16 protein-coding genes and 2 tRNA genes are annotated in these 20,371 nt (G+C 32.6%); 9 read left to right on the plus strand and 9 right to left on the minus strand.

Going from position 1 to position 20,371, the window contains the following annotated elements; all coding sequences use genetic code 11:
• Positions 1 to 180: 180 nt before the first annotated feature.
• Positions 181 to 837: an oxidoreductase gene (locus ACHRVX_RS09525; RefSeq protein ID WP_395331577.1), complete on the plus strand. Its 657-nt coding sequence runs from the start codon at positions 181 to 183 to the stop codon at positions 835 to 837.
• 58 nt (positions 838 to 895) lie between these two features.
• Here the strand turns inward: ACHRVX_RS09525 and ACHRVX_RS09530 are convergent, their stop codons facing one another.
• Positions 896 to 1,210: an HPF/RaiA family ribosome-associated protein gene (locus ACHRVX_RS09530; RefSeq protein ID WP_395331579.1), complete on the minus strand. Its 315-nt coding sequence runs from the start codon at positions 1,208 to 1,210 to the stop codon at positions 896 to 898.
• Between the two features lie 481 nt (positions 1,211 to 1,691).
• Here ACHRVX_RS09530 and ACHRVX_RS09535 point away from each other — a divergent pair, with 481 nt between their 5' ends.
• Complete coding sequence (locus ACHRVX_RS09535; RefSeq protein ID WP_395331581.1) at positions 1,692 to 1,925, plus strand: hypothetical protein; 234 nt, start codon at positions 1,692 to 1,694, stop codon at positions 1,923 to 1,925.
• Positions 1,926 to 2,041: 116 nt separating this feature from the next.
• Here the strand turns inward: ACHRVX_RS09535 and ACHRVX_RS09540 are convergent, their stop codons facing one another.
• The 6 genes from ACHRVX_RS09540 to ACHRVX_RS09565 form a co-directional block, all read right to left on the minus strand.
• Positions 2,042 to 2,461: a very short patch repair endonuclease gene (locus tag ACHRVX_RS09540; protein WP_395331583.1), complete on the minus strand. Its 420-nt coding sequence runs from the start codon at positions 2,459 to 2,461 to the stop codon at positions 2,042 to 2,044.
• A gap of 28 nt (positions 2,462 to 2,489) precedes the next feature.
• Entirely contained in the window at positions 2,490 to 3,770 is a 1,281-nt protein-coding gene (locus ACHRVX_RS09545; protein WP_395331585.1) for a hypothetical protein, read from the minus strand.
• 3 nt (positions 3,771 to 3,773) lie between these two features.
• On the minus strand, positions 3,774 to 5,987 hold the full coding sequence (locus ACHRVX_RS09550) for an ATP-binding protein (RefSeq protein ID WP_395331587.1): 2,214 nt from the start codon (positions 5,985 to 5,987) through the stop codon (positions 3,774 to 3,776).
• Positions 5,972 to 7,201: a DNA cytosine methyltransferase gene (locus ACHRVX_RS09555; protein WP_395331589.1), complete on the minus strand. Its 1,230-nt coding sequence runs from the start codon at positions 7,199 to 7,201 to the stop codon at positions 5,972 to 5,974. The genes ACHRVX_RS09550 and ACHRVX_RS09555 overlap by 16 nt, the downstream gene beginning before the upstream one ends.
• The gene (locus ACHRVX_RS09560; RefSeq protein ID WP_395331591.1) at positions 7,191 to 7,448 is read right to left on the minus strand and encodes a helix-turn-helix domain-containing protein; all 258 of its coding nucleotides are present in this window, start codon (positions 7,446 to 7,448) and stop codon (positions 7,191 to 7,193) included. The genes ACHRVX_RS09555 and ACHRVX_RS09560 overlap by 11 nt, the downstream gene beginning before the upstream one ends.
• Before the next feature lie 273 nt (positions 7,449 to 7,721).
• Complete coding sequence (locus tag ACHRVX_RS09565) at positions 7,722 to 10,184, minus strand: AsmA-like C-terminal region-containing protein (RefSeq protein ID WP_395331593.1); 2,463 nt, start codon at positions 10,182 to 10,184, stop codon at positions 7,722 to 7,724.
• A gap of 199 nt (positions 10,185 to 10,383) precedes the next feature.
• Between ACHRVX_RS09565 and trxA the strand changes: the two genes are divergently transcribed.
• Complete coding sequence (trxA, locus tag ACHRVX_RS09570) at positions 10,384 to 10,746, plus strand: thioredoxin (protein ID WP_395331595.1); 363 nt, start codon at positions 10,384 to 10,386, stop codon at positions 10,744 to 10,746.
• Positions 10,747 to 11,051: 305 nt separating this feature from the next.
• On the opposite strand, the gene ACHRVX_RS09575 is transcribed toward trxA, so the two are convergent.
• Positions 11,052 to 13,127: an ATP-binding protein gene (locus ACHRVX_RS09575; RefSeq protein WP_395331597.1), complete on the minus strand. Its 2,076-nt coding sequence runs from the start codon at positions 13,125 to 13,127 to the stop codon at positions 11,052 to 11,054.
• The gene (locus tag ACHRVX_RS09580) at positions 13,128 to 13,832 is read right to left on the minus strand and encodes a LytR/AlgR family response regulator transcription factor (RefSeq protein ID WP_395331599.1); all 705 of its coding nucleotides are present in this window, start codon (positions 13,830 to 13,832) and stop codon (positions 13,128 to 13,130) included.
• Positions 13,833 to 14,033: 201 nt separating this feature from the next.
• Here ACHRVX_RS09580 and ACHRVX_RS09585 point away from each other — a divergent pair, with 201 nt between their 5' ends.
• The 6 genes from ACHRVX_RS09585 (at position 14,034) to ACHRVX_RS09610 (ending at position 20,341) form a co-directional block, all read left to right on the plus strand.
• A complete protein-coding gene (locus tag ACHRVX_RS09585) occupies positions 14,034 to 14,633 on the plus strand; it encodes a hypothetical protein (protein WP_395331601.1) in 600 nt (199 codons plus the stop codon).
• A 68-nt stretch (positions 14,634 to 14,701) separates the two neighbouring features.
• Entirely contained in the window at positions 14,702 to 15,295 is a 594-nt protein-coding gene (locus ACHRVX_RS09590; RefSeq protein ID WP_395331603.1) for a hypothetical protein, read from the plus strand.
• Positions 15,296 to 15,662: 367 nt separating this feature from the next.
• The gene (locus tag ACHRVX_RS09595; protein ID WP_395331605.1) at positions 15,663 to 18,239 is read left to right on the plus strand and encodes a M1 family metallopeptidase; all 2,577 of its coding nucleotides are present in this window, start codon (positions 15,663 to 15,665) and stop codon (positions 18,237 to 18,239) included.
• On the plus strand, positions 18,236 to 19,162 hold the full coding sequence (locus ACHRVX_RS09600) for a DUF58 domain-containing protein (protein WP_395331607.1): 927 nt from the start codon (positions 18,236 to 18,238) through the stop codon (positions 19,160 to 19,162). The genes ACHRVX_RS09595 and ACHRVX_RS09600 overlap by 4 nt, the downstream gene beginning before the upstream one ends.
• An 86-nt stretch (positions 19,163 to 19,248) precedes the next feature.
• A tRNA-Asp gene (locus ACHRVX_RS09605) sits at positions 19,249 to 19,322 on the plus strand.
• A gap of 945 nt (positions 19,323 to 20,267) precedes the next feature.
• Positions 20,268 to 20,341, plus strand: a tRNA-Asp gene (locus ACHRVX_RS09610).
• Positions 20,342 to 20,371 lie beyond the last annotated feature (30 nt).

A 20,371-nucleotide genomic window follows, 5' to 3' on the forward strand; every position in this document is an offset into this window, starting at 1 on the left:
TGAATAAAAAGTTATAGGTTTGTTTGCCACTGATTCGCTGATTAAAAAAGATTAAAAAAAATCTGCTTAATCTGCAAAATCTGCGTGAAACAAAAAAACATCAATCATTCTAATTTATGAATCCCGATAGCTATCAGGAGTAGAAAAATTTCTAACTTAGAGAAAACAAATCGCCTTATTATGAAAAAAGCAATTGTATACGGAGCAAGCGGATTGGTAGGATCTTATATTGTGGAGACCTTGTTGAATAATACTGATTACGAACAAGTAATAATTGTAGTCAGAAAAGAGTTAAATATTCAGCATCCAAAAATAAAAACCATAATAGGAGATTTTAATTACTTACCCGAAGTGGTAAAAGACATTCAAACCGATGAGGTTTTTATTGCGCTTGGAACCACAAAAAAGAAAACACCTGACGAAAAACTATATTACCAAATCGATCATGATTATCCGGTATTAGCAGCAAAACTGGCAAAAGAAAACGGAGCAAAAGCAGTTTTTTTAGTTTCGGCAATTGGGGCAAATGCAAAGTCGTCGATATTTTATACCAGAACCAAAGGCGAAACCGAACAGGATATTATCAATCAGAATTTCGATCGTACCTATATCTTTCGACCTTCGATGATTTTAGGCGACAGAAAAGAAAGCCGTCCTGTTGAAAAAGTTTTCATAGGAATATTCAAATTCATCAATCCGTTATTTATGGGAGGACTGAGTAAATATAAAGGAATCGAAGCGCGGGATATTGCAAAATCAATGGTCAATAGTGCGAAACAACTTAACGAAAAAGTCAAAATCCTGCATTGGGAAGAAATGACTAATTTGCTCAAATAAAAAATGGCATTATCTTAATTAGAGATAATGCCATTTTTAAATTTTGATGCTATATAAATTAATGCGCTTTCATTTTTTCGAAAGTCGTAGTAAGTGATTTTTTTGCTTTGGCAAGAGCACCGCTAAAAGCTTTTTCAATTGTATCGGCGTGGTCTGTTACCGTTAAGGGTTGTAAATTGGCAACACGAACTTCAATCACACATTTTTTATCGTTTAAGCTGAATTTTTCTCCGTTTTCATCTCCAAAATGTACTTCAACGCGTGTTATTTTTTCTTCAAAACGTGCTAAACCTTTTTCTAATTCTTCAGAAAAATAAGTAGCTAATCTTTCGTGTCCTTCGATGTTCTTGTCTGTATTGATTTGAATTTTCATATGGTTTTATATTTAATGATTGTTTCTCAAAGCTATCTTAATTAGAATTAAAAGACAAACGAGTTAATAAAACATTATGAAAAAATGTTGGAAAATTTCAAAGCCATTTTTGTTAGATTTGGCGGTGTTAAATTTTAGTATAGAACGCAGATTTAACGGATTCACTTCGTGAAAACGCGGATAAAACAGATTTTTTTTATTTGTATTTTTTGTCAGGCTGAACGAAGAACAGCGAAGTACTTTTGTCAGGCTGAGCGGAGTCGAAGCCACACAATAATAAGAAATTTAAAAACTAAGAAAATTACCTGTAACTTTTTTGATTTTCATATCTTCGCAGTCCTAAATTAAGTAAAGATTATGAACTCAGAAAAATTTCTTGCCCGTGTGGTACGGTGGCGGTATTGGAAACAACTGCAACGCTCTCTTTACAGCGTAGGACACCTAAGCTATGCGGGTTTTATATTTCCTTAAAGTAAAGATTATGAGTGTAAACACCCTTTCAAAAGAAACCGAATTGAGGTTAAATGAATTTTTCAACCAGGCTACAGATCCTAAAAGTTTCGCAAAAGCAATTCGAAGAGTAAATTATCTCCTCGCTATATCGCTAATGCGAGAATGCGAAACCCTGCAAATCGATACAAAATCAGTCGAAGACGGTTTTTATTGGTTGAATGAATTAGCCGAAATTTTAAATCCTTATTTGGATGCCGAATAAGGTTTTTGAATAGATTAAAAGTCACTGAAAAGTGGCTTTTTTTATTTTTTTGTCCGCCTGCTTTGTCATCCTGACGAAGGAAGGATCACACGCGGAACTACGTTACAATTGTCCAATCAAGAATTTCGTCTTTCGCGAATTGCATTCTCAATTTCAAGAATACACGAATCTAAATTCTTTTTGATATCGTTACTCCAAAAACGTAGAATCTTCCAGTTTTGAGATTCTAAATATGCATTGACTTCTATATCGCGTTGTATATTTCGTTCAATTTTTTTGATCCAGAACTCAGGATTGGTTTGTGGTTTTTTTCGGGTTTCCCAATCTTTCCCATGAAAGAATTCGGAATCTACAAAAATGGCAATTTTTAATTGTTTGAAAGTAAAGTCCGGTTTACCGAAAACTGTTTTGTTGTTTTTTCTATATCTGTAACCTAGATTCCATAATGCTTTTGCCAAAGTGACTTCGGCTTTTGTTGCAGTGCTTTTAATGGCACGCATGTTTTTTGAGCGTTGTTCTGTATTATGGACATCCATATATTTTAAAATACATTAAAATGAAATTTTAAATAATTTGAGTAATACCCAATCTACTAGAATAACTACTATACTCAACTTGCATTTCAGATAACAATTCTTTATTAAAAATTTTTATCTTATCAAATTGCTCTTTGAAGATCTTTTCTGGAACAGAAAAATTGTATCTGAAATCAAATAATAATGTGACATCATTTTCTTCAGCACTAAAATATAAGTGGTCGTATAATTTTACTGAATCAATGTCTGATGATCCTTTCTGAAATTCCATTTTAACATTGGTTTTTCTGATAGGATTTGTTATTTTTAAGCCACTTATTAGTTTTAGATTTCTACCATATTTATTCTGAGCTATATCACAAGGTCTTGTTAGAAGAAGAGCGATACTTGATATTTGCACTTCATCACCAATTTGTTTGCTAATATATTCCATTACATTTTTATCGTTATGAATAGAATACATTTCTTTCCATTCATTCTCTTTAAATTCAGAGATTAACCCAGGAACAATTAACTCGTTATTAATTTTTTTTTCTAATTTGAAATGAAACCAACTATTGAGTTCTTTATCTATAAAAGGTTGTTGAATTGCTTGTAGATTATATATTCTTTCGATAGTTTCTGGATTAATATCAGAGCTAATGTTTTTTCGGGTATTGGAAATCAAAATGGTATCTAAAGCTTCAAATAAAATAGCTCTTTTTCTTAGGGCATTGTCGCTTTCAATGATAGATCTGCCTCCATGACTAATTATAATTTTTTTTAATTTGTCATTAATTTGAGAAGGATCTTTTGTAATATTACTTATTACATTATTAGATGAGATCTTTAAATTATTTTTCCAAGTGAAAATTTCTTCAAGAGCGTTATTATTTTCAATAACTTCATTTACTTCTTGAATTAATTGTTGAAAATCATATTTGCTTTCTCCTGTTTTGGAAGGATATTCTGTTTTATTTTTTTCGATTGATAAGAAAGGTTTTCTATTATGTGTAGTTAATAATTCCAATACTTCTGCAGCTTTGCTAATATCTTTGGTCCATAAAACAAGAATGTAAAAAGTCTTTTCATCAACAATTGAACGTATCCAATTAGAACATTGTTCAGCATCAAATTTCCCAGAATAATATAGATCTAGGTATATTATATTTACATCTGAAAAATGTTTTTCAGGCATGTCATCACCGTCTGTATAGTCTGGATTTAATAGTTTACAGCCAATCCCATTGTTTTTATAATAATCTAAAATGTCTTGTATTTCTTGTTGATGATCATCTACAATTACTATATTTGGTTCGAAATACTTCATTCTTTATTGATTTTTATTAAAAATTAATTTTACAGCGGCGCCATCAAAATCTTCAGGTATTTTTTGTTGATTTAGTTCTTCCCGATTTAATAGAATATCAAATTTTCCATATTTTAGCATTATTGTATCTATTAAGTATAATCCAATTCCAATTCCATCAGATTTTCTTGAAAAAAATGGACGGATAAGTTCTGAAATATCGTCTTTAAAACCTGGACCATTATCAATGATTATTACGCATGTAGTAGTGTCTTCCTTATATGATTTTACATATATCGCTTTATTCGGTTTGTAAACTGTATCAAGCCAATAGATGCTATTGTCAATTATATTCATTACCATAGTAATGAAAAATCTTTTATCACAATTAATTGTTGTAACGTTGTCGTCAATATCAATGAAAAAATCAATGTTTCGATCAAGAAGTTTTGTTTTGTAATTTTTAAATGCTTTGTTAATTGATTCGTTAACATCAATTGGTTTATCTCCACCTTTTCGTAATACAGAAATAATGCCGTCAGTATATTGTCTTAATTCTTCTACTTGGTCATTGATTATTTTTATATCAATTGGATTTGTTTTAACCGTTTCCTCCATTCTTGGTACTAATTTTTCTATTTCATGTAATGCGATAGAAGCAGTCATTCCAACACCCGCGGGAATTAGAAGTATTTTTTTATCTTCCTCATATTTCTTTTCTAGAATTTCAGCTTCTTCCAGTAATTTTTGTTTTTTTTCTTCATTGTTTAAATCAGTGTTTTCAAGCAAAGTTTTAAAACTATTTATTTTTTGATCAAAAAGATTTCCTGATTCTTTTCTGTTAAAATTGAGCCACCTTTCTCTATCCTTATTTCTTTCAATTTTAAATTGAGTTAATATAAAATCAAGAATATATTTAAATACTATAAAAGCATTGTTTTCAACAAACCCTTCTCTATTTGTTTTTTCAGTTAGTTTACCTGAATTTTCAGGATCTAGGCTAACAAAACCGAGCACCAAGTTATTTGAAAACCAACTTGTATCTTGAACTCTTTTTAAATCTATCCCAAGCCAATCATTACCTTTTTCACCATAATCAAATACTCGTAAATCACCTTTATAAACTCTTATTCCAGAGTTTTCACGTAATATTTTTCTTGTTGTTGGTGGATCAAAAGAATAATCTTTTAAAGATTCAGAATCTAGATCAAATGTGTTTAATTCAAACAAAAGTCCTCCAAAAGGTAGTTGTTCCTCTTCGTCATATTTTGACAAAATGATTTCTATAGAATCTTTAGAGTACTCCTTTTTCTCCAATTCCTTTCTTATGTATGGTTTAATATCTCCTTTTATATTTCTATCATAAGAGCTATCGTCAATTACTCTGACTCCAAGTTCAGGATTGTTTTTTAAAGAAAAAGTATATTCGAATGTTAAATTGTAATTTTTATCAACTAAAGCAACAAGTTTAAAAGGAGCTTCATCAATAATTGTATCTATTTTGGGAAAATCGACTAGCCATTGATTATTAAAATTTAAATTTATTTTAAAGCTATTTTCGTCAACTTTTGGCGAAAGCATTGCTAAAGTTTGACCTTTTAAGTCCCTTGCCATCCCTTTAGTCCAATTTTCTTTTAAGCCACTTAAATGTATATATGTTCCACTTTCTTCTTTGAATCTAAAGCTATTTTTATCCTTTCTTAATTTCCATTTAATAGGTATATCTGATAAGTGTTTTGATTGATTAAAATCTTTCCAATTTATATATAATTCAATCTCATATTCAGCTAGATACTCATTAATTATTTCTGTTTTTTCTTCGTTGTAAATTAAAATTAAAGGTCTGGAAATTAGTAAAATTTTTGTTCCTAATTTATGTACAGCAAAGCGTCCAACACCTTTCTCTCCCATTGGGATTCTACCATAAATAGGAGATTTAATTATTTCTCTAATACCATCTTTATTAATTGGTTTTCTGAAATCAGAACCAGGTTCAAGCCAAACATCTTCGACTATTTCAGATGTCATTCCAATTCCATTATCCTCTATTATAATTGCAGCATTTTCTGCATTGTCAATATCTCTAAAATATACATCAACTTTTTTAGCATCAGCATCATAGCTATTTTTAACTAACTCATAGATAGCCATTACAGGGCTTTTTATTAACTCTTCACCTAATAAAGTTAGTATATGTGCCTTAGGTTTAAAATGTTTTTCTTTTAGCTCTTCTGACATAATAATTCTTTGATTTTTTTAGCAATTGCATTTGCCATTAATGGAGGAACTGCGTTACCAATTTGTTTAAATGCTGCCGAGCGTGAACCTTCAAAATAAAAATCATCAGGAAATGATTGTAATCTTGCAGCTTCTCTTACTGAAATTGAGCGACATTGTTTTTCATCAGGATGAATATAATAATGACCGTCTTTAGCAATGTGCGCTACTACTGTATGAGAAATACCTAGTCCGTCAATTACTTTGTATCGGTCTGTAAATGAAGTTTCGTTTTTATGTGTTTTTAATTCTTCTGGTAAATCAGGATAGCGCAATCTTTCCTGTCCTTTATTCCATTTTTGAATAGCGGTTTTATAAATAGCTAAGTCTCTTGAATTATGAGGTCTGGAAATATGTTGTGTAACAAAGTCAACACCATTTCGCAATTCGAATTTTTCAAGATATTCGTTCTTACTTTCTGTGTATTTTGTTGTTTTAAAACCTTCTCCCGGTTTTAGTTTTGGTAAATCCTGAAATGCATCATTAACTTTAAATTGTTGAATTATTTTTTCGAATTCTGGAAAACCAAAATCATTATCTTTTTTCCATCCAACAATAATTATTCTTTTACGTGCTTGTAAAACTCCAAAATCTGACGCAATTAAAGTTTCATGATAAACTTCGTAACCAATTCTTCTAAAATAAGCTTTTAGATTTTTAAAATGTTCACCTTTATTTGCCGTTAATAACCCAGGAACATTTTCGAATACAAATGCTTTGGGTTTAAACTCTTTAAGAAATCTTCCGTATTGAATATATAATTTATTTCTTGGATCTTCTTCAATTTTATCCTGATGTCTTCTTAATAAAGAATAAGCCTGACAAGGAGGTCCGCCAATTATTAGATCAATCGTCTTTCCAGATTGTTTAATTTTGTCAAAAAGCCCAGAAATTGTATCATCATTAATCTCTATGTTTGAAACAGACTTAAGGATTTCACTTGGGATTTCTTTATAAAAAGCTTCCTGCGTAATTTCGCTTTTTATGTATTTATAATATAAATCAAGATTGTTTTTTGATTTTAAATAATGGTATGCTGCTCTGGTTTTAATTGTTAAACAGGCTTCAGGATTCATTTCGATATGAGATACAGGATTAAATCCTGCTTTGATAAATCCTTCAGACATGCCAGATGCCCCGGCAAATAAATCAATAAAATTGAGATTATTCTCCATAATTAAATAGTTCCTGAATGTTTACTTCAAGTGCTTTTGCAAGTTTTTCAATGATTAGTAACGAAACATTTCTTTTTCCTTTTTCAATGTCAGAAATGTATGTTCTGTCGATATTGGCAATATTTGCCAGATACTCAATTGAGTATTCTTTTTGTTCTCTTAAGGCTTTTATCTTATTGCCAAAATTTTCTTTCAAATCGTTCACCGGATAAATGTAACAGAATGAGGACAATTGTCCGGTTGACAATTGTCCTCATTCTGTATTAGTTTTCAACCTTATTAAATTGATATGATTTTAAATTTTATGTATAAAAAAACGCCAATCATTTCTGACTGGCGTTAATTAATGTTTATAAAAGTTCTCATGAAACCAAATCTTTGTCGAGTTTCTAGTGTGATTTCTCTCTTCGATCGAAATGACAATATTGTGTAAAAATTGGAATGATAAAATTGCGTGAATTGGCGGTTGTTATTTAGTTTGTGATATACAAGACAGGAGAGAAAGTGTGACATAAATAAACTACTTCTCCTTCTTTCCCCATTTAATTTTCATTTTTCCCTCGTCATCTACGGCAATTAAATGCAGGACAATTCCGCGGTCGCGAACGGCGTCGCGTTCGGCTTGAGTGGCGAGGTTGATGTCGTTTTTGGAGTTTCGGAGTGGGATTGTCAGGGCGAGATTCGTGCCTCGTCCAAAGGAATAAATACCTTCGGCATCGAGGTTTAAAACGCTGGAACTAATGGTGAAATTATTGACATCGATTTGTTCTCCGCGTAATTTTAGCGTGCCGGATAAATCGCTGAATGTGATATTCTTGACATCACGAAACGGAAAAGCAAATTTGCCAATTTTTACAATAGGTTCAAAGTCCAACAAAGCGCCCTGATTCACGTTGAAGGTCAAATTACCGTGCATAGAATTGGTGATCAACGCGCCATTGCTGTTGATAAAACCTGTCACATTTGCCTGACTGCTTAATCGCCCTTTGATGTTGTCGGGATTAAATGAGGTAACGCCAAAGTTGTTGAACGAGCGCAGGAAACTGGCAATATCAACGCGATTTACTTTTGCGTTTGAGCTAAAGGCAAAGTTTTTTCCGCTTGGTTTTACTTCGCTGTTAAAAGTGATATTTCCGCCAGAGGTTTGCAAGGAACCGTTTTTAATGACTAATCTGGAATCTATCATTTCTATGGTTGCGGTTGTATTGGTCGCGGTTAATTTATTGTAGTTGATTTTATCGGCTTTAATGTCAATTACTACAGCGCATTTGTCAATTGCAGTCCGTATTTGGTTTGAAATCGTGGTTCGTTTGGTGTTTTTTGCCGTGGCTTTTGTTTTTTGCGATGTTGCCAAAACACCTAAAAATTGTTTGAGATCAATATTAGGACAATAAATTTTCCAGTTTACGATCATTTTTTCGGGCGCGTCATAATATAGATTTAGGAAATTGTCAATTTTTCCTTCAATAAAAATGGTGTTCTTATTGTGTTTATAAGCGATTTGTTTGATAAATAACGCTTTCTCTGTAAAATCAAGGTGAATATTGGTTTTTATGGCATGAACATTCTTTGGAATATAATGAAAAGAGGCGTCGTCAACATCTATTTTACCAATAAAACGTGGTTTTGTAATGTACAAATCAACGATATCAAACTGAAATTTCAGGTTGGCTTTTGCGTGACCATCTGTAAACTGAATCCATTTGTCGTTGCTGATTTCGTTGAGTCTTTCAACATCAAAATCAGAACTTACGTTTCCTGTTGCGACTGGTTTTTCAAGATTATTAATCGCCAATTGCGGAATCGTAAGCGGAATATTTTCATATTCTCCCGAAAAGCGCGTTAATATAATTGCCGAATTTGCATCGTTATAACCGTCTTTTGGTTTGAAATTATTGGTAAAAATTCCTTTGAAATTGCATTTTTTTATTAATCCGTCCGGAATACTCAATTCGTTGTCTTTTATAATCGCCTGAACTACAATTTTAGGATCTCCTTCGGCATTAAAATCGCCTTGTATGTCGCAATTAACATCAATAGGTTGGCGCAAATCGAATCGGTTTAGTTTTGTACTGATATTTGCCGATAATACATTCGACGCATTTTTCCATAAAATAGAAGTCCCGATATTAATCCCGAAAAGCGCATTTCCTTCGGCAAGATTAAAAAAAGCGGTGATGTCAAACGAGTCTGTTCCTATTTTTAGATTTCGGGTAACCACGTCAATTTTTTCTTTTTCAGAGGAATATGAAACATTAAAAGTGCCTTTCAGTTCTTTTTCTTTGGCAAAACTTCCGTGAACGGTATTAAATGCCAGACTTTTTATTTGTGTGTCCAGAAAAACATCGGTTTGCCAATCGTTTCCGTCATAGTCTACTTTTGTATTTAAACTGGCCACATGAAAATCAAACAATTTATGCCCCAACTTATTGTCTAAAATAAAATGAACATCGTTGAGGTCGATTTGATCAATTGTAGTTTCGGTTTCTGATTTATCTACAGGAGATTTCTTCTTTTTTGGCTTGAAAATATTGGCGTTCGAATATCCGTTTTCGGCTTTATAAACATAAATATCGGCATCGTTAATCAGGATTTTATGAATGTTGATTTCGTTGTGCAGTAAACTCCAAACATTCAAACGCGCTTCGATTTCTTTGGCTTTTAGTAAAGTATGTTTGTGTGCAGCCCATTGATTGTCTTTGAGTTCGACATCCTTTAATGCTAAAGTAAAATTAGGGAAACCAGTCAAAAACTTATATTGAAAATCGCCAACATGGAATTTTCCGTTGATGTTTTCGTTGATTTTTGTATTGATCTTCGCAATGATTTCGGTTTTATTCCGGCTCAAATAAATCGTTAATCCTCCATATGAAATGAGCAATAATACAATAAGACCTAAAAGAAAAAAGCCAAATCGCCTGGCATATTTTTTAAAACGAACAGATTGAAAAAAGTTTTTTATATGGAGTAAAGTTGTTGTCATCGGGAAGAATTTTCTGGATTATTAAAGATAAGGTAAAAAACCGAGGATATTCTAAAAAGATGACTGTCAATATATTGTAAATTAAAACTTACATTTTTAAAACATGGGAATCGTATAATAAATGACAATGCATTTATAACTAAAACTAATTTAAGAATGGTGTTTGATTAGTATTTAATTTTTAAATTTGTAGTCTAGTTTGAATAGATACAATTCAGACAATAATTTTAAAAGACAAGAAATTATGGCATTAGCAATAACAGATGCTACTTTTGATGAAGTAGTTTTGAAATCAGATAAACCAGTAATGGTAGATTTTTGGGCAGCATGGTGCGGTCCTTGTAGAATGGTTGGTCCAATCATTGACCAAATCAGCGAAGAATACGCAGGTAAAGTAGTTGTTGGTAAAGTCGATGTAGACGCTAATCAGGAATTTGCTGCAAAATATGGTGTGCGTAACATCCCTACTGTTTTGGTTTTTCATAACGGTGAAGTAGTAGGTAAACAAGTAGGAGTTGCTCCGAAACAAACTTACGCTGATAGTTTAGACGCTTTGTTGTAATCGTAAGATTATGATTTATATAAAAGAGGTTTGGCGAAAGTCAAGCCTTTTTTATTGGAATAAAATTGGATTGTGCATATTTTTAAACACATAGTGACATAGCTTTTCTGACTTGTTAAAAAAGGTATTTTATTTGTTTGAATACACATAGCTATGTGAAAAAACGTGTTTCGTTATGATTCTTAAAAAACTTTGCGCCTTTGCGTCTTCGCGCGATTATAATTTTAAGCATTTAACTGTTCGTGCGAAATTTGCGCGCAAAGACGCAAAGGCGCAGAGTTTAAAAACTCATATAGGAAGAATGGTTAGAATATAATCATAAAAGTAGTTCCTGAATCGGGTTTTGAGCGTACTTCGATTTTGCAATTTATGGCTGTAGCCAAATCCCGAATCAAATGCAATCCTAAACCTGATTTGATTCCTATAACTTGAGAGTCGTCGTATAACGCTTTAAATTGTTCCTGCGTTCCGCCTTTGCCATTATCTGTGATGGAAAGATAAGTTTGGTTGTTTTCCTGCCAGGCTTTCCAGATTATTTTTCCGTTTGAGGTTTTGTCCAGTGCTTTTATTGCGTTTCCGGTTAGGTTTCTGATGATGGTTTTTAGGTAATTTTCATCGGTATTCAAAAGGATATTTTCAGGATCTTCAAATAAAATTGCTACGGTTTCAATTCCTGAAAAATGGTTCTGCATTTCTTGAAATATAATATTTACGGGGATTTCCTTAAAGTGAGGTTTAAAGTTTTCCATTTGACCTTTACTCCATAATAAAATATCCTCCATTGAGGTTAACAGATTTTCGGCTCCGGTGATGACTTTGGTTTGCATTCTGAGCGCTGTGGCTTCATCGATAAGTTCCGGATTTTCTTTTTGAAGATGTAAAAAGTGAATTAAATTCGAAACCGGACTTCTCAAATCATGGTTCAAAATACTAAAGAATCGTGCTTTTATTTTATTGGCTTCGTCCAATTCCTGATTCAAAAGCTGTAATTTTTCATTGGTTTTTTTACGGTTTCGACTTTGTTTGTACAGTAATATTAAAATAATTCCAACAAGAATTAATCCTGAAATTAAGTAAACACGTTGCTTTCTTGCTTGGGCAATCTGAATGTTCTTGATAGTATTTTGAGCCGAAAGACTTTTGATTTCCTGCCCTTTGGTTTTGTTTTGATAATGTGCTTCGGCATTTGCAATACTTTGCTTGGCTGATTCCTGCATCATTTCATCATTGTATTTGCTGTAAATTTCGTTGTAATAAAAGGCTTCTTTCCAGAGACCTAATGCGGCATAACTTTGAGATAGTTTTTTATTGATGTTTACAAACGATTCCTTATCATAAGTCAAAGCATTTTTTGACGCTTTTTTTAGTATTTCAATGGCTTTTTTGTATGCTCCTTTTTCATATAAAACCCTTCCCATGACTGCATTGGCTTCCATTATTATATCCTGATCATTAGATTTTTTTCCTAATAAAACAGCTTTTTTCGCATAATTAAATGCAATATCTGGCTGTCTTTCGTTAGCATAATATTCAGAAACACTTTTGTTGGCAAAACTTAAATTAAGAAATAAGGAATCCTTTTTTGAAGGAAATGTATAGATCAATGTGTAATATTTTTGAATGCTGTCGAGGTTTTTTAAAGGAACAAAACACTGTAAATAATAGTTGCAGGAGAAAGCACTGATATAAGGTGAAGTTTTTATGTAAGGTTGGGCATAATTTAAATATTCAATAGCTTTATTATATTGTTTCATTTTAGTGTACGCCGCTGCAATCTGGCTGTACGAAACGCCAATTGTTTCATTATTTGCTACAGTTTTTTTAAGCAGTTTTTTATAATTAATTGCTTTTAGCTGATAGCCAATAAAGGTTTCATATTGAGCATTATCAAGATAATATTCACCAAGGCTTCCATAAAGTACAGATTTTGTATAACTGCTTTTTGTAGTATCAAGAACTTGTTTGATGTACGCTATTAATTGTTCTCGTTTTGAGGTTTCATTTAGGGCATAATAGGCGTAATTAAGGCGCATCAAAGCCGAAGTTTCGTTTTTAAGATGTCTTGCTTTTTGAGCATATTTTAACGCCAGCTCATAGTTAGCTAATGCATTTTTAGTTTGATTATTATTGAATTCGTAGGCGTTTCCTTTTAAAAAATAAAATCTTGATTTATACGCGAGTTGATCATTAGAAAGTACAATTCCTTTTTGTGCGGCAATGAGCAGTTTTGGATAATTGTCAGCATCTAAAACCTCATTCGTATATTTTAGCCAGGCTTTTAGTTTCTCATTTTTAGTTTTATACAATGCTAAATTTGGTTCTTGCTGTGCAAAGACAGCGATTGAGGTAAAAAGCAGCAATAAAAACCATGCTTTTTTCATTTAGAATAAGTTTAGGTTTTCCTTGTAACTTCTTCCAACGGGAATAGATACATTGTTGTTTAAAATAATTTCGGTTGAATTTATCTTGTTGATAAACTGTTTCTGAACCGCAAAACTTCGGTGAATCCTAATGAAGGACTTAAAGTGATCTTCTTTCAAAAGATTGCCAATACTCGATAAAACACAATGTCTTTTTTTATCGGTAATAATCAAAGTATAATCTTTTAAAGCTTCGAGATATAGAATTTCATGCAATTTGACTTTCGTTTGTTCGTGACCTTCTTTGATGTAAATAGTATCACCGCCAATGCTGGCTTCAAAAAGAGATGCTTTTAATTTAATTTCCATAAACTCTTCGATCCGGCTAACGGTTTGTGCAAAGCGATCCAGTTTTAAAGGTTTTACGATAAAGTCTAAAGTTTCAATCTCAAAACTTTCTACGGCATGTTCAGGATGTGCGGTTATAAAAATACAAACCGGAATTTCTAATGTTTTTTTTCTGAATTCAATTCCGTTTAAACCCGGCATATCGATATCCAGAAATAAAATGTCAACCTTTTGTTCTTCGATAAACGGAAGTGCGTCTTCTGCTGATTCAAAAACACCTAAAATGTCCAGAATCGGGAATTTCTTGGCAAACGATACTACCGTAAGTCTGTCTATTTCGTCATCGTCGACAATAATACAAGAGTATTTTTTGGTCATTTAATTTGGTTTTACGTCGTCTGTCTATTTAAAATGTTGTTTGTCTATTAGTGGTTTTTCTGCTGATTTTAATCCTGCAAATTTGTCTCGTAATTAAGTCATCAAATAAAAAGAAACTTTTTTTAAATAGCAATTGACTTTTACAAAAATAATGTTATTGAATTAGATAAGAATCATTTAGCCAAATTAAAACCAATTATTATGAAAATTTTTAAAACCATTTTTACACTTTTATTAGTTGCAATTTTTACAATATCATGCAGTAGCGACGATGGAGAAAACGGAATAGACGGGATCAATGGAATCGACGGAAAAAACGGAATTGACGGGAAAAACGGAGTTGATGGACAAGCAGGGGCAGTAGGCGCACCAGGAGCACCCGGAACAGCAAATGTTATTTACAGCAAATGGATCACAGCGCCAGTAGCTGTTGCAGAAACTGTAGATGGTACCGCAGGAATGTCTACCAGTATTAATGCACCAGAATTATCAGAAGATATTTTGGCTAAAGGAACCATATTAGTGTATGTTTCTTTTGGTTCAGGTACTTATACGCTGCCTTACACATCAACAGCCGGAGGATTTGTTAATACAATTACCGCTATTTCTACAGCAAAAAAAATTAAACTGTTCAGATTTAGACATGACGCAGGAGGAACTGTGAATTTGCCAACGAGTCTTAGCTGGCGCTATATTTTAATCCCTGGAGGAGTTGCTGCTACAGCAGGAAAAGGTGTCAAAGCAGATTATGCTAAAATGAGTTACGAAGAGGTTTGTGCGCATTTTAATATTCAACAATAATTAGACAAAATAAATTACAAGCAATAATTCTATTTATAAAATAGGGAATCATTTAAAAACAAAAGATTATGAAGACTTTAAAAACCATTTTTACGATTTTATCAGTTGCATTATTAACCATTTCCTGCAGCAGTGATGATGATAAAGAAGAGGCAGTTAAATACAACGAAGAAAATCCTCTTGATGCCTACATGGCGGGTTCAGGATTTAGCCAAAAAGCAGTTGATGTAAAAAACTCAGGAATTTATGAGTACGGTTTTAGTTTTAAACCAACTGTAACCGGTAAAATAACAGCATTGATAGTTAAAATTCCAGATGTAAATTCGGCTTTAAGAATCACTTTATGGGATGCAGCAACAAAAACAGTTATAAAATCTGAAACGCTAACCGTAGCGACTGCAAATGTTACGGTTGAAAAGGTGATTACGGCAATTCCGTTAACAAAAGACAAGGAATACTTTTTTACTGTAAACAGCGACGACTGGATCAACAGAACAAAAACAGACGGATCAGCAGCAACTTATCCTATTGTAGCAGGAAATATTACAATTACAGGTTACGCTTATATATCAAGCACGGCGACAGAAACTATTTTCCCAACCAATGCGCGTAACACTTATTATGCAGGAGATATGACGTTTAAGTTTTTACAAACGCAATAATTTTTTTAATATTCGAATTAGTATGTTTGAAAAGGTCTGGCAATAGTCAGGCCTTTTTTGTTGGACTAAATTGGACATAATTTTTAAACACATAGAGACATAGTTTTTTTAACTTAAAATAAAAGGCATTTCATTTGTTTAAATACACATAGCTATGTGAAAGAAATATGTTTCTTTATGCATTCTTTTTTTTTCAGGAATGTAAAGCTATGTCTCTATGTGTTTAATGATTTTTCATTGAAAAAAATGATTCTCATGGATTAAGAAAATCATTTTAATCTATGGCAAAAAGAATTTTAATTCGTGCTAATTCGTGAAATTCGTGGCAAACTTTTTTTATTTTTACAAATCTAACATTCCCTTAAAAATGAAAATTTTCTACAGCCTTCTTTGTTTTCTTGCAATTGCTTCAAATAGTTTTTCTCAATCTCAGTCAAAAGAAAATCTTGTTTTGGACAATGGCGTTTCTCAACAAATGGCTATTTTTCGAAAAAAGCAAATTTCTGATGTTACATACGGACTCTCTTTTCAAATTCCGACGCAAAAACAGCAGGAAATCAATTCAGATCTTACTTTGAAACTGACAATTTCAGATCTGAGCGAACCTTTATATTTAGATTTTAAAGAAAAAACCTCAAACATTAAATCAGTTGAGGTAAACGGGAAAAATAAACCTATTGTTCACGAAAAAGGACATATCATTATTGCTTCAAAAGATCTGATTTCAGGAAAAAATACAGTTGCTATTTCGTTTATCGCAGGTAATTTATCATTAAACCGAAATGATGATTTTTTATATACATTATTAGTTCCTGATCGTGCGAGCACATTATTCCCTTGTTTTGATCAGCCAGATCTTAAAGCGACTTATAAATTAAGTTTATTGGTTCCTAAAGATTGGTCGGTTTTGGCTGGAGCCGATGTGAAAGAGAAAACAGAAAAAGGGGATTTTATAAGTTACTCTTTTGGAGAATCAGATAAAATGAGCACGTATTTGTTTTCGTTTGTTGCCGGAAAATTTAAAACCGTAACACAGAAACCGGGAAATAGAGAAATGACAATGTTATATCGCGAAAATAATGCAGAGAAATTTCGCGTAAGTGTTGATACTATTTTTAATTTACACCAACAATCATTAGACTTTTTAGAAAAATATACCAATTATAAATTTCCTTTTCAAAAGTTGGATTTTGCTTCAATTCCCGTTTTTCAATATGGTGGAATGGAACATGTTGGCGCGATTCAGTACAGAGAATCGACTTTGTTTCTTGACAATAGCGCAACCGACAGCGAGAAATTAGATCGTGCAAAATTGATTGCACACGAAACTTCGCATATGTGGTTTGGCGATTTAGTCACCATGAAATGGTTTGATGATGTCTGGATGAAAGAAGTATTTGCGAATTTTATGGCAGATAAAATAATGAACCCTATTTTCCCGAAAGTCAATCATAATTTACAGTTTATAAACGCTCATTATTCCAGCGCTTACGCCGAAGACCGTTCCTTAGGTACGCATCCTATAAAACAAAATCTTACAAATTTAAAAGATGCGGGTTCGCTTTACGGAGCTATTATTTATAATAAAGCGCCAATAATGATGCGCCAGTTAGAAGCTTCGATGGGAAAAGAATCTTTCCAGAAAGGAATCGAAAAATACATTAAAAAATACGCAAACGACAATGCCGATTGGAATAATCTGGTAGAAATTCTTGATGCCGAAACTCCGCTGGATATGCAAAAATGGAGTAAAGTCTGGGTCAATCAATCTGGAAGAGCCATTTTTACAGATAAAATAGAATACGACGCTAAAAACAATATTAAGAAGTTTGAAATAAGTCAGCACGCCGAAGATAAATCAGATAATGTCTGGCCTCAAATTTTTGATATTGGTTTGGTTTATCCGGATGAGGTAAAAGTGATCAACGTTACTATTACCGACAAAAATATAGTGGTAGAAGAAGTAATAGGACTTCAAAAACCAATTGCTGTAATTTACAATTATAATGGTTTTGGTTACGGCGTTTTTCCGCTTGACGGGAATACTATAGAATCTGTTTTGAGTTTGAAAGATGAGGTCGCAAGAGCTTCAACTTATATCAATATTTATGAAAATACTTTAACCGGAAATGTTGCGCCAATCAAAGCTTTTAATTGTTTTATAAAAGGAATTCAGCAGGAAGAAAACGAATTGGTTCTTAAAATTATAGCCAATCAGACAAGTTCAGTTTATTGGAAATTCCTGACTGAAAAGCAGCAAAATAAAGTTCATAAACAACTTGAAGACTTTGTTTATGCGCGTTTACAAGCTAATTTGCCCAGTAATATTAAAAAGACATTGTTCAATTTATTCAGCTCAATTGCGTATTCAGATTCTGGGAAAGCTAAATTATATGCCATTTGGAATAAAGAAAACGTAATTCAAAGTTTAAAATTAAACGAAGACGACTATACGAATATGGCAATGAATCTGGCTATATTCAAACATGCAAAAGCAGATGAGATTTTAAATAAAACCAGAAAAGCAATTACAAATCCTGATAAGCAAAAACGATTTGAATTTTTGCTTCCTTCTTTATCACAAAAACAATTGGTTCGCGATGCTTTTGTAAAATCATTAGAAGAGGATGAAAACCGGGAAAAAGAATCGTGGGTTGCTGTAGGTTTGGCGAATATCAATCATCCTTTACGTCAGGAAAGTGCTCAAAAGTATATTAGATTTTCACTAGATTTGGTGGAGGAAATTCAGAGAACAGGAGATATTTTCTTCCCGAAGGACTGGTTAAATAATACCATTGGAAAATACTCATCGAAATATGCTTTTGATGAAGTACAGCGATTCTTAAAAGAAAACCCTAATTTTAGTCCGATATTAAAACGAAAACTGTTGCAGGCGACAGATGGTTTGTATCGCGCACAAAATATTAAAAAAGAAAGTGAATGAAAATTGAATCGGAAATAGAGAAGGTATCCAGTTTTCAGCATCTCGAAATGCTGGCAAATCAGGTTGTAGAAGGTTTTATATCCGGAATGCACAAAAGTCCGTTTCATGGATTTTCGGCTGAATTTGCTGAGCATAAAGTCTATAATGCAGGAGAAAGCACGAAACATATCGATTGGAAATTATTTGCCAAAACAGATCGTTTATACACGAAACGTTACGAGGAAGAAACGAATATGCGTTGTCATCTTATTGTTGATAATTCATCATCCATGCATTATCCTGAACTAAAATCGAATCAGCCTTTTTACGAAAAAAAGATTGGTTTTGCCGTTTTAGCATCGGCAGTTTTAATGAATATTTTAAAGAAACAGCGCGATGCCGTTGGTTTAAGTGTTTTCTCAGACAATTACGAATATTATGCGCCCGAAAAAGGAAGCGATCGTCATCATAGAATGTTGCTCAATAAACTGGAGCAATTATTAGAACAGCCCAAAGTCAAAAAAACGACCGATACAATTACATATCTGCATCAAATAGCAGAGAAAATGCATCGCCGCTCTATGATTATCATATTTACAGATATGTTCCAGGCCGAAGATGATGAAAAGCTTTTTAATGCATTACAACACCTTAAACACAACAAACACAAAGTAGTTTTGTTTCACGTTGTAGATGATAAAACAGAGCTTAAATTTGACTTTGATAACACGCCAAGAAAGTTTATTGACCTAGAATCCGGCGAAGAAGTATCGATTTTTGCCGATAATGTTAAAGTCGAATATGAAAAAAGGGCAGAAGAGTACTTTAAAAAATTAGCTTTGACTTGCGCAAAGAACCAAATTAAGTACGTTCCGGTGAATGTTGGCGATAATTTTGAAAAAATATTGACTACGTATTTAGTTGAAAAACAAAACTTTGGCTAATAATTTAAAAATATATATAATTTTTTTTAGCAAAACGCTTGCAGAAATGAAATTCTGTACTATCTTTGCAACCGCAATAACGCAGAGGTTTGGTAGTTCAGTTGGTTAGAATACATGCCTGTCACGCATGGGGTCGCGGGTTCGAGTCCCGTCCAGACCGCAATATTGGGAAAAGCCTTTCTTAACGGAAAGGCTTTTTTGCCCAAATACGGTATCTAAGATTAGTTGTGTTGTTTTGCTACGACTTTGTAACTCGTAGCTGGTTTAGTAGTTAGACCAATGAAAAGCTTTCCACTTTTGTGGATGGCTTTTTTGATTTAAGACGTTTTTGTTTTGAACCATATAAGTGATATAAGTTCATATTAAGACAAAAAGTTTAACAGCAAAGAGTGCTAAGATTTACGCAAAGTCCGTAAAGTTTTTTTTAAAGCTTTGCGGATTTTTTGTTTTTACTTTATATTAGGTTGAGAAAACATAAGGTTGATGGATCAACACGAAAACCTGTGGAGAGAGAAAAAAATAACACAGAGCACTCAAAGATTTTTTACTAAGCAAGATGGATATAAACACAAAGTTCACAAAGCTATGTCAACACAAAGCTATGTGAACACAAGCTTTGTGAACTTTGTGTTTGTCAATACACTCTATGATAAAAAACTTTGCGTTAAAAATCATCCAATATATAAATGTAATATCTCGGGATATTTTTTTTACTCCGTTAGGAGTTTAATATTGGTAGGATAAGAATCAACCAGAAAAATATCCAGTAGGGATTAAACTTTTTAATGTCAATTTATTTATTGAATTATTAAACGAGCAACTTCAATTAACGATTAATCTCTTTTATGTTTCCCCACAACTTTTAGAATTGATACCAAAGTTGATTTAAGGCCAAGCTTTGCGAACTTTGCGTTTTTAGAACCAATCATGCATACCAACTTTGCGGTTTAATTCGACTTTTTAGCTTTTTAGATCTGGAATTTGGAATTTTTTAACTTTGGAATTTCTTTAAAATCAGTTCATTAAAAATTTCTCAAATTTTATTCGTAAAAAACCTTGCAAAACCCAGTTTCTATTGTATTTTTGCACTCACAATAACGCAGTTGGTTTGGTAGTTCAGTTGGTTAGAATACATGCCTGTCACGCATGGGGTCGCGGGTTCGAGTCCCGTCCAGACCGCAATATTGGAAGAAGCCTTTCTTAACGGAA

This window comes from Flavobacterium sp. FlaQc-47, from assembly GCF_044006475.1.
In the GTDB taxonomy this organism is placed as follows: Bacteria; Bacteroidota; Bacteroidia; order Flavobacteriales; family Flavobacteriaceae; genus Flavobacterium.

Excerpts from the sequence above, each read along its gene's own strand:
- ACHRVX_RS09525 (WP_395331577.1), top strand. The coding sequence starts at position 181 with ATGAAAAAAGCAATTGTATACGGAGCAAGCGGATTGGTAGGATCTTAT.
- ACHRVX_RS09530 (WP_395331579.1), bottom strand. The coding sequence starts at position 1,210 with ATGAAAATTCAAATCAATACAGACAAGAACATCGAAGGACACGAAAGA.
- ACHRVX_RS09535 (WP_395331581.1), top strand. The coding sequence starts at position 1,692 with ATGAGTGTAAACACCCTTTCAAAAGAAACCGAATTGAGGTTAAATGAA.
- ACHRVX_RS09540 (WP_395331583.1), bottom strand. The coding sequence starts at position 2,461 with ATGGATGTCCATAATACAGAACAACGCTCAAAAAACATGCGTGCCATT.
- ACHRVX_RS09545 (WP_395331585.1), bottom strand. The coding sequence starts at position 3,770 with ATGAAGTATTTCGAACCAAATATAGTAATTGTAGATGATCATCAACAA.
- ACHRVX_RS09550 (WP_395331587.1), bottom strand. The coding sequence starts at position 5,987 with ATGTCAGAAGAGCTAAAAGAAAAACATTTTAAACCTAAGGCACATATA.
- ACHRVX_RS09555 (WP_395331589.1), bottom strand. The coding sequence starts at position 7,201 with ATGGAGAATAATCTCAATTTTATTGATTTATTTGCCGGGGCATCTGGC.
- ACHRVX_RS09565 (WP_395331593.1), bottom strand. The coding sequence starts at position 10,184 with ATGACAACAACTTTACTCCATATAAAAAACTTTTTTCAATCTGTTCGT.
- ACHRVX_RS09575 (WP_395331597.1), bottom strand. The coding sequence starts at position 13,127 with ATGAAAAAAGCATGGTTTTTATTGCTGCTTTTTACCTCAATCGCTGTC.
- ACHRVX_RS09580 (WP_395331599.1), bottom strand. The coding sequence starts at position 13,832 with ATGACCAAAAAATACTCTTGTATTATTGTCGACGATGACGAAATAGAC.
- ACHRVX_RS09585 (WP_395331601.1), top strand. The coding sequence starts at position 14,034 with ATGAAAATTTTTAAAACCATTTTTACACTTTTATTAGTTGCAATTTTT.
- ACHRVX_RS09590 (WP_395331603.1), top strand. The coding sequence starts at position 14,702 with ATGAAGACTTTAAAAACCATTTTTACGATTTTATCAGTTGCATTATTA.
- ACHRVX_RS09595 (WP_395331605.1), top strand. The coding sequence starts at position 15,663 with ATGAAAATTTTCTACAGCCTTCTTTGTTTTCTTGCAATTGCTTCAAAT.
- ACHRVX_RS09600 (WP_395331607.1), top strand. The coding sequence starts at position 18,236 with ATGAAAATTGAATCGGAAATAGAGAAGGTATCCAGTTTTCAGCATCTC.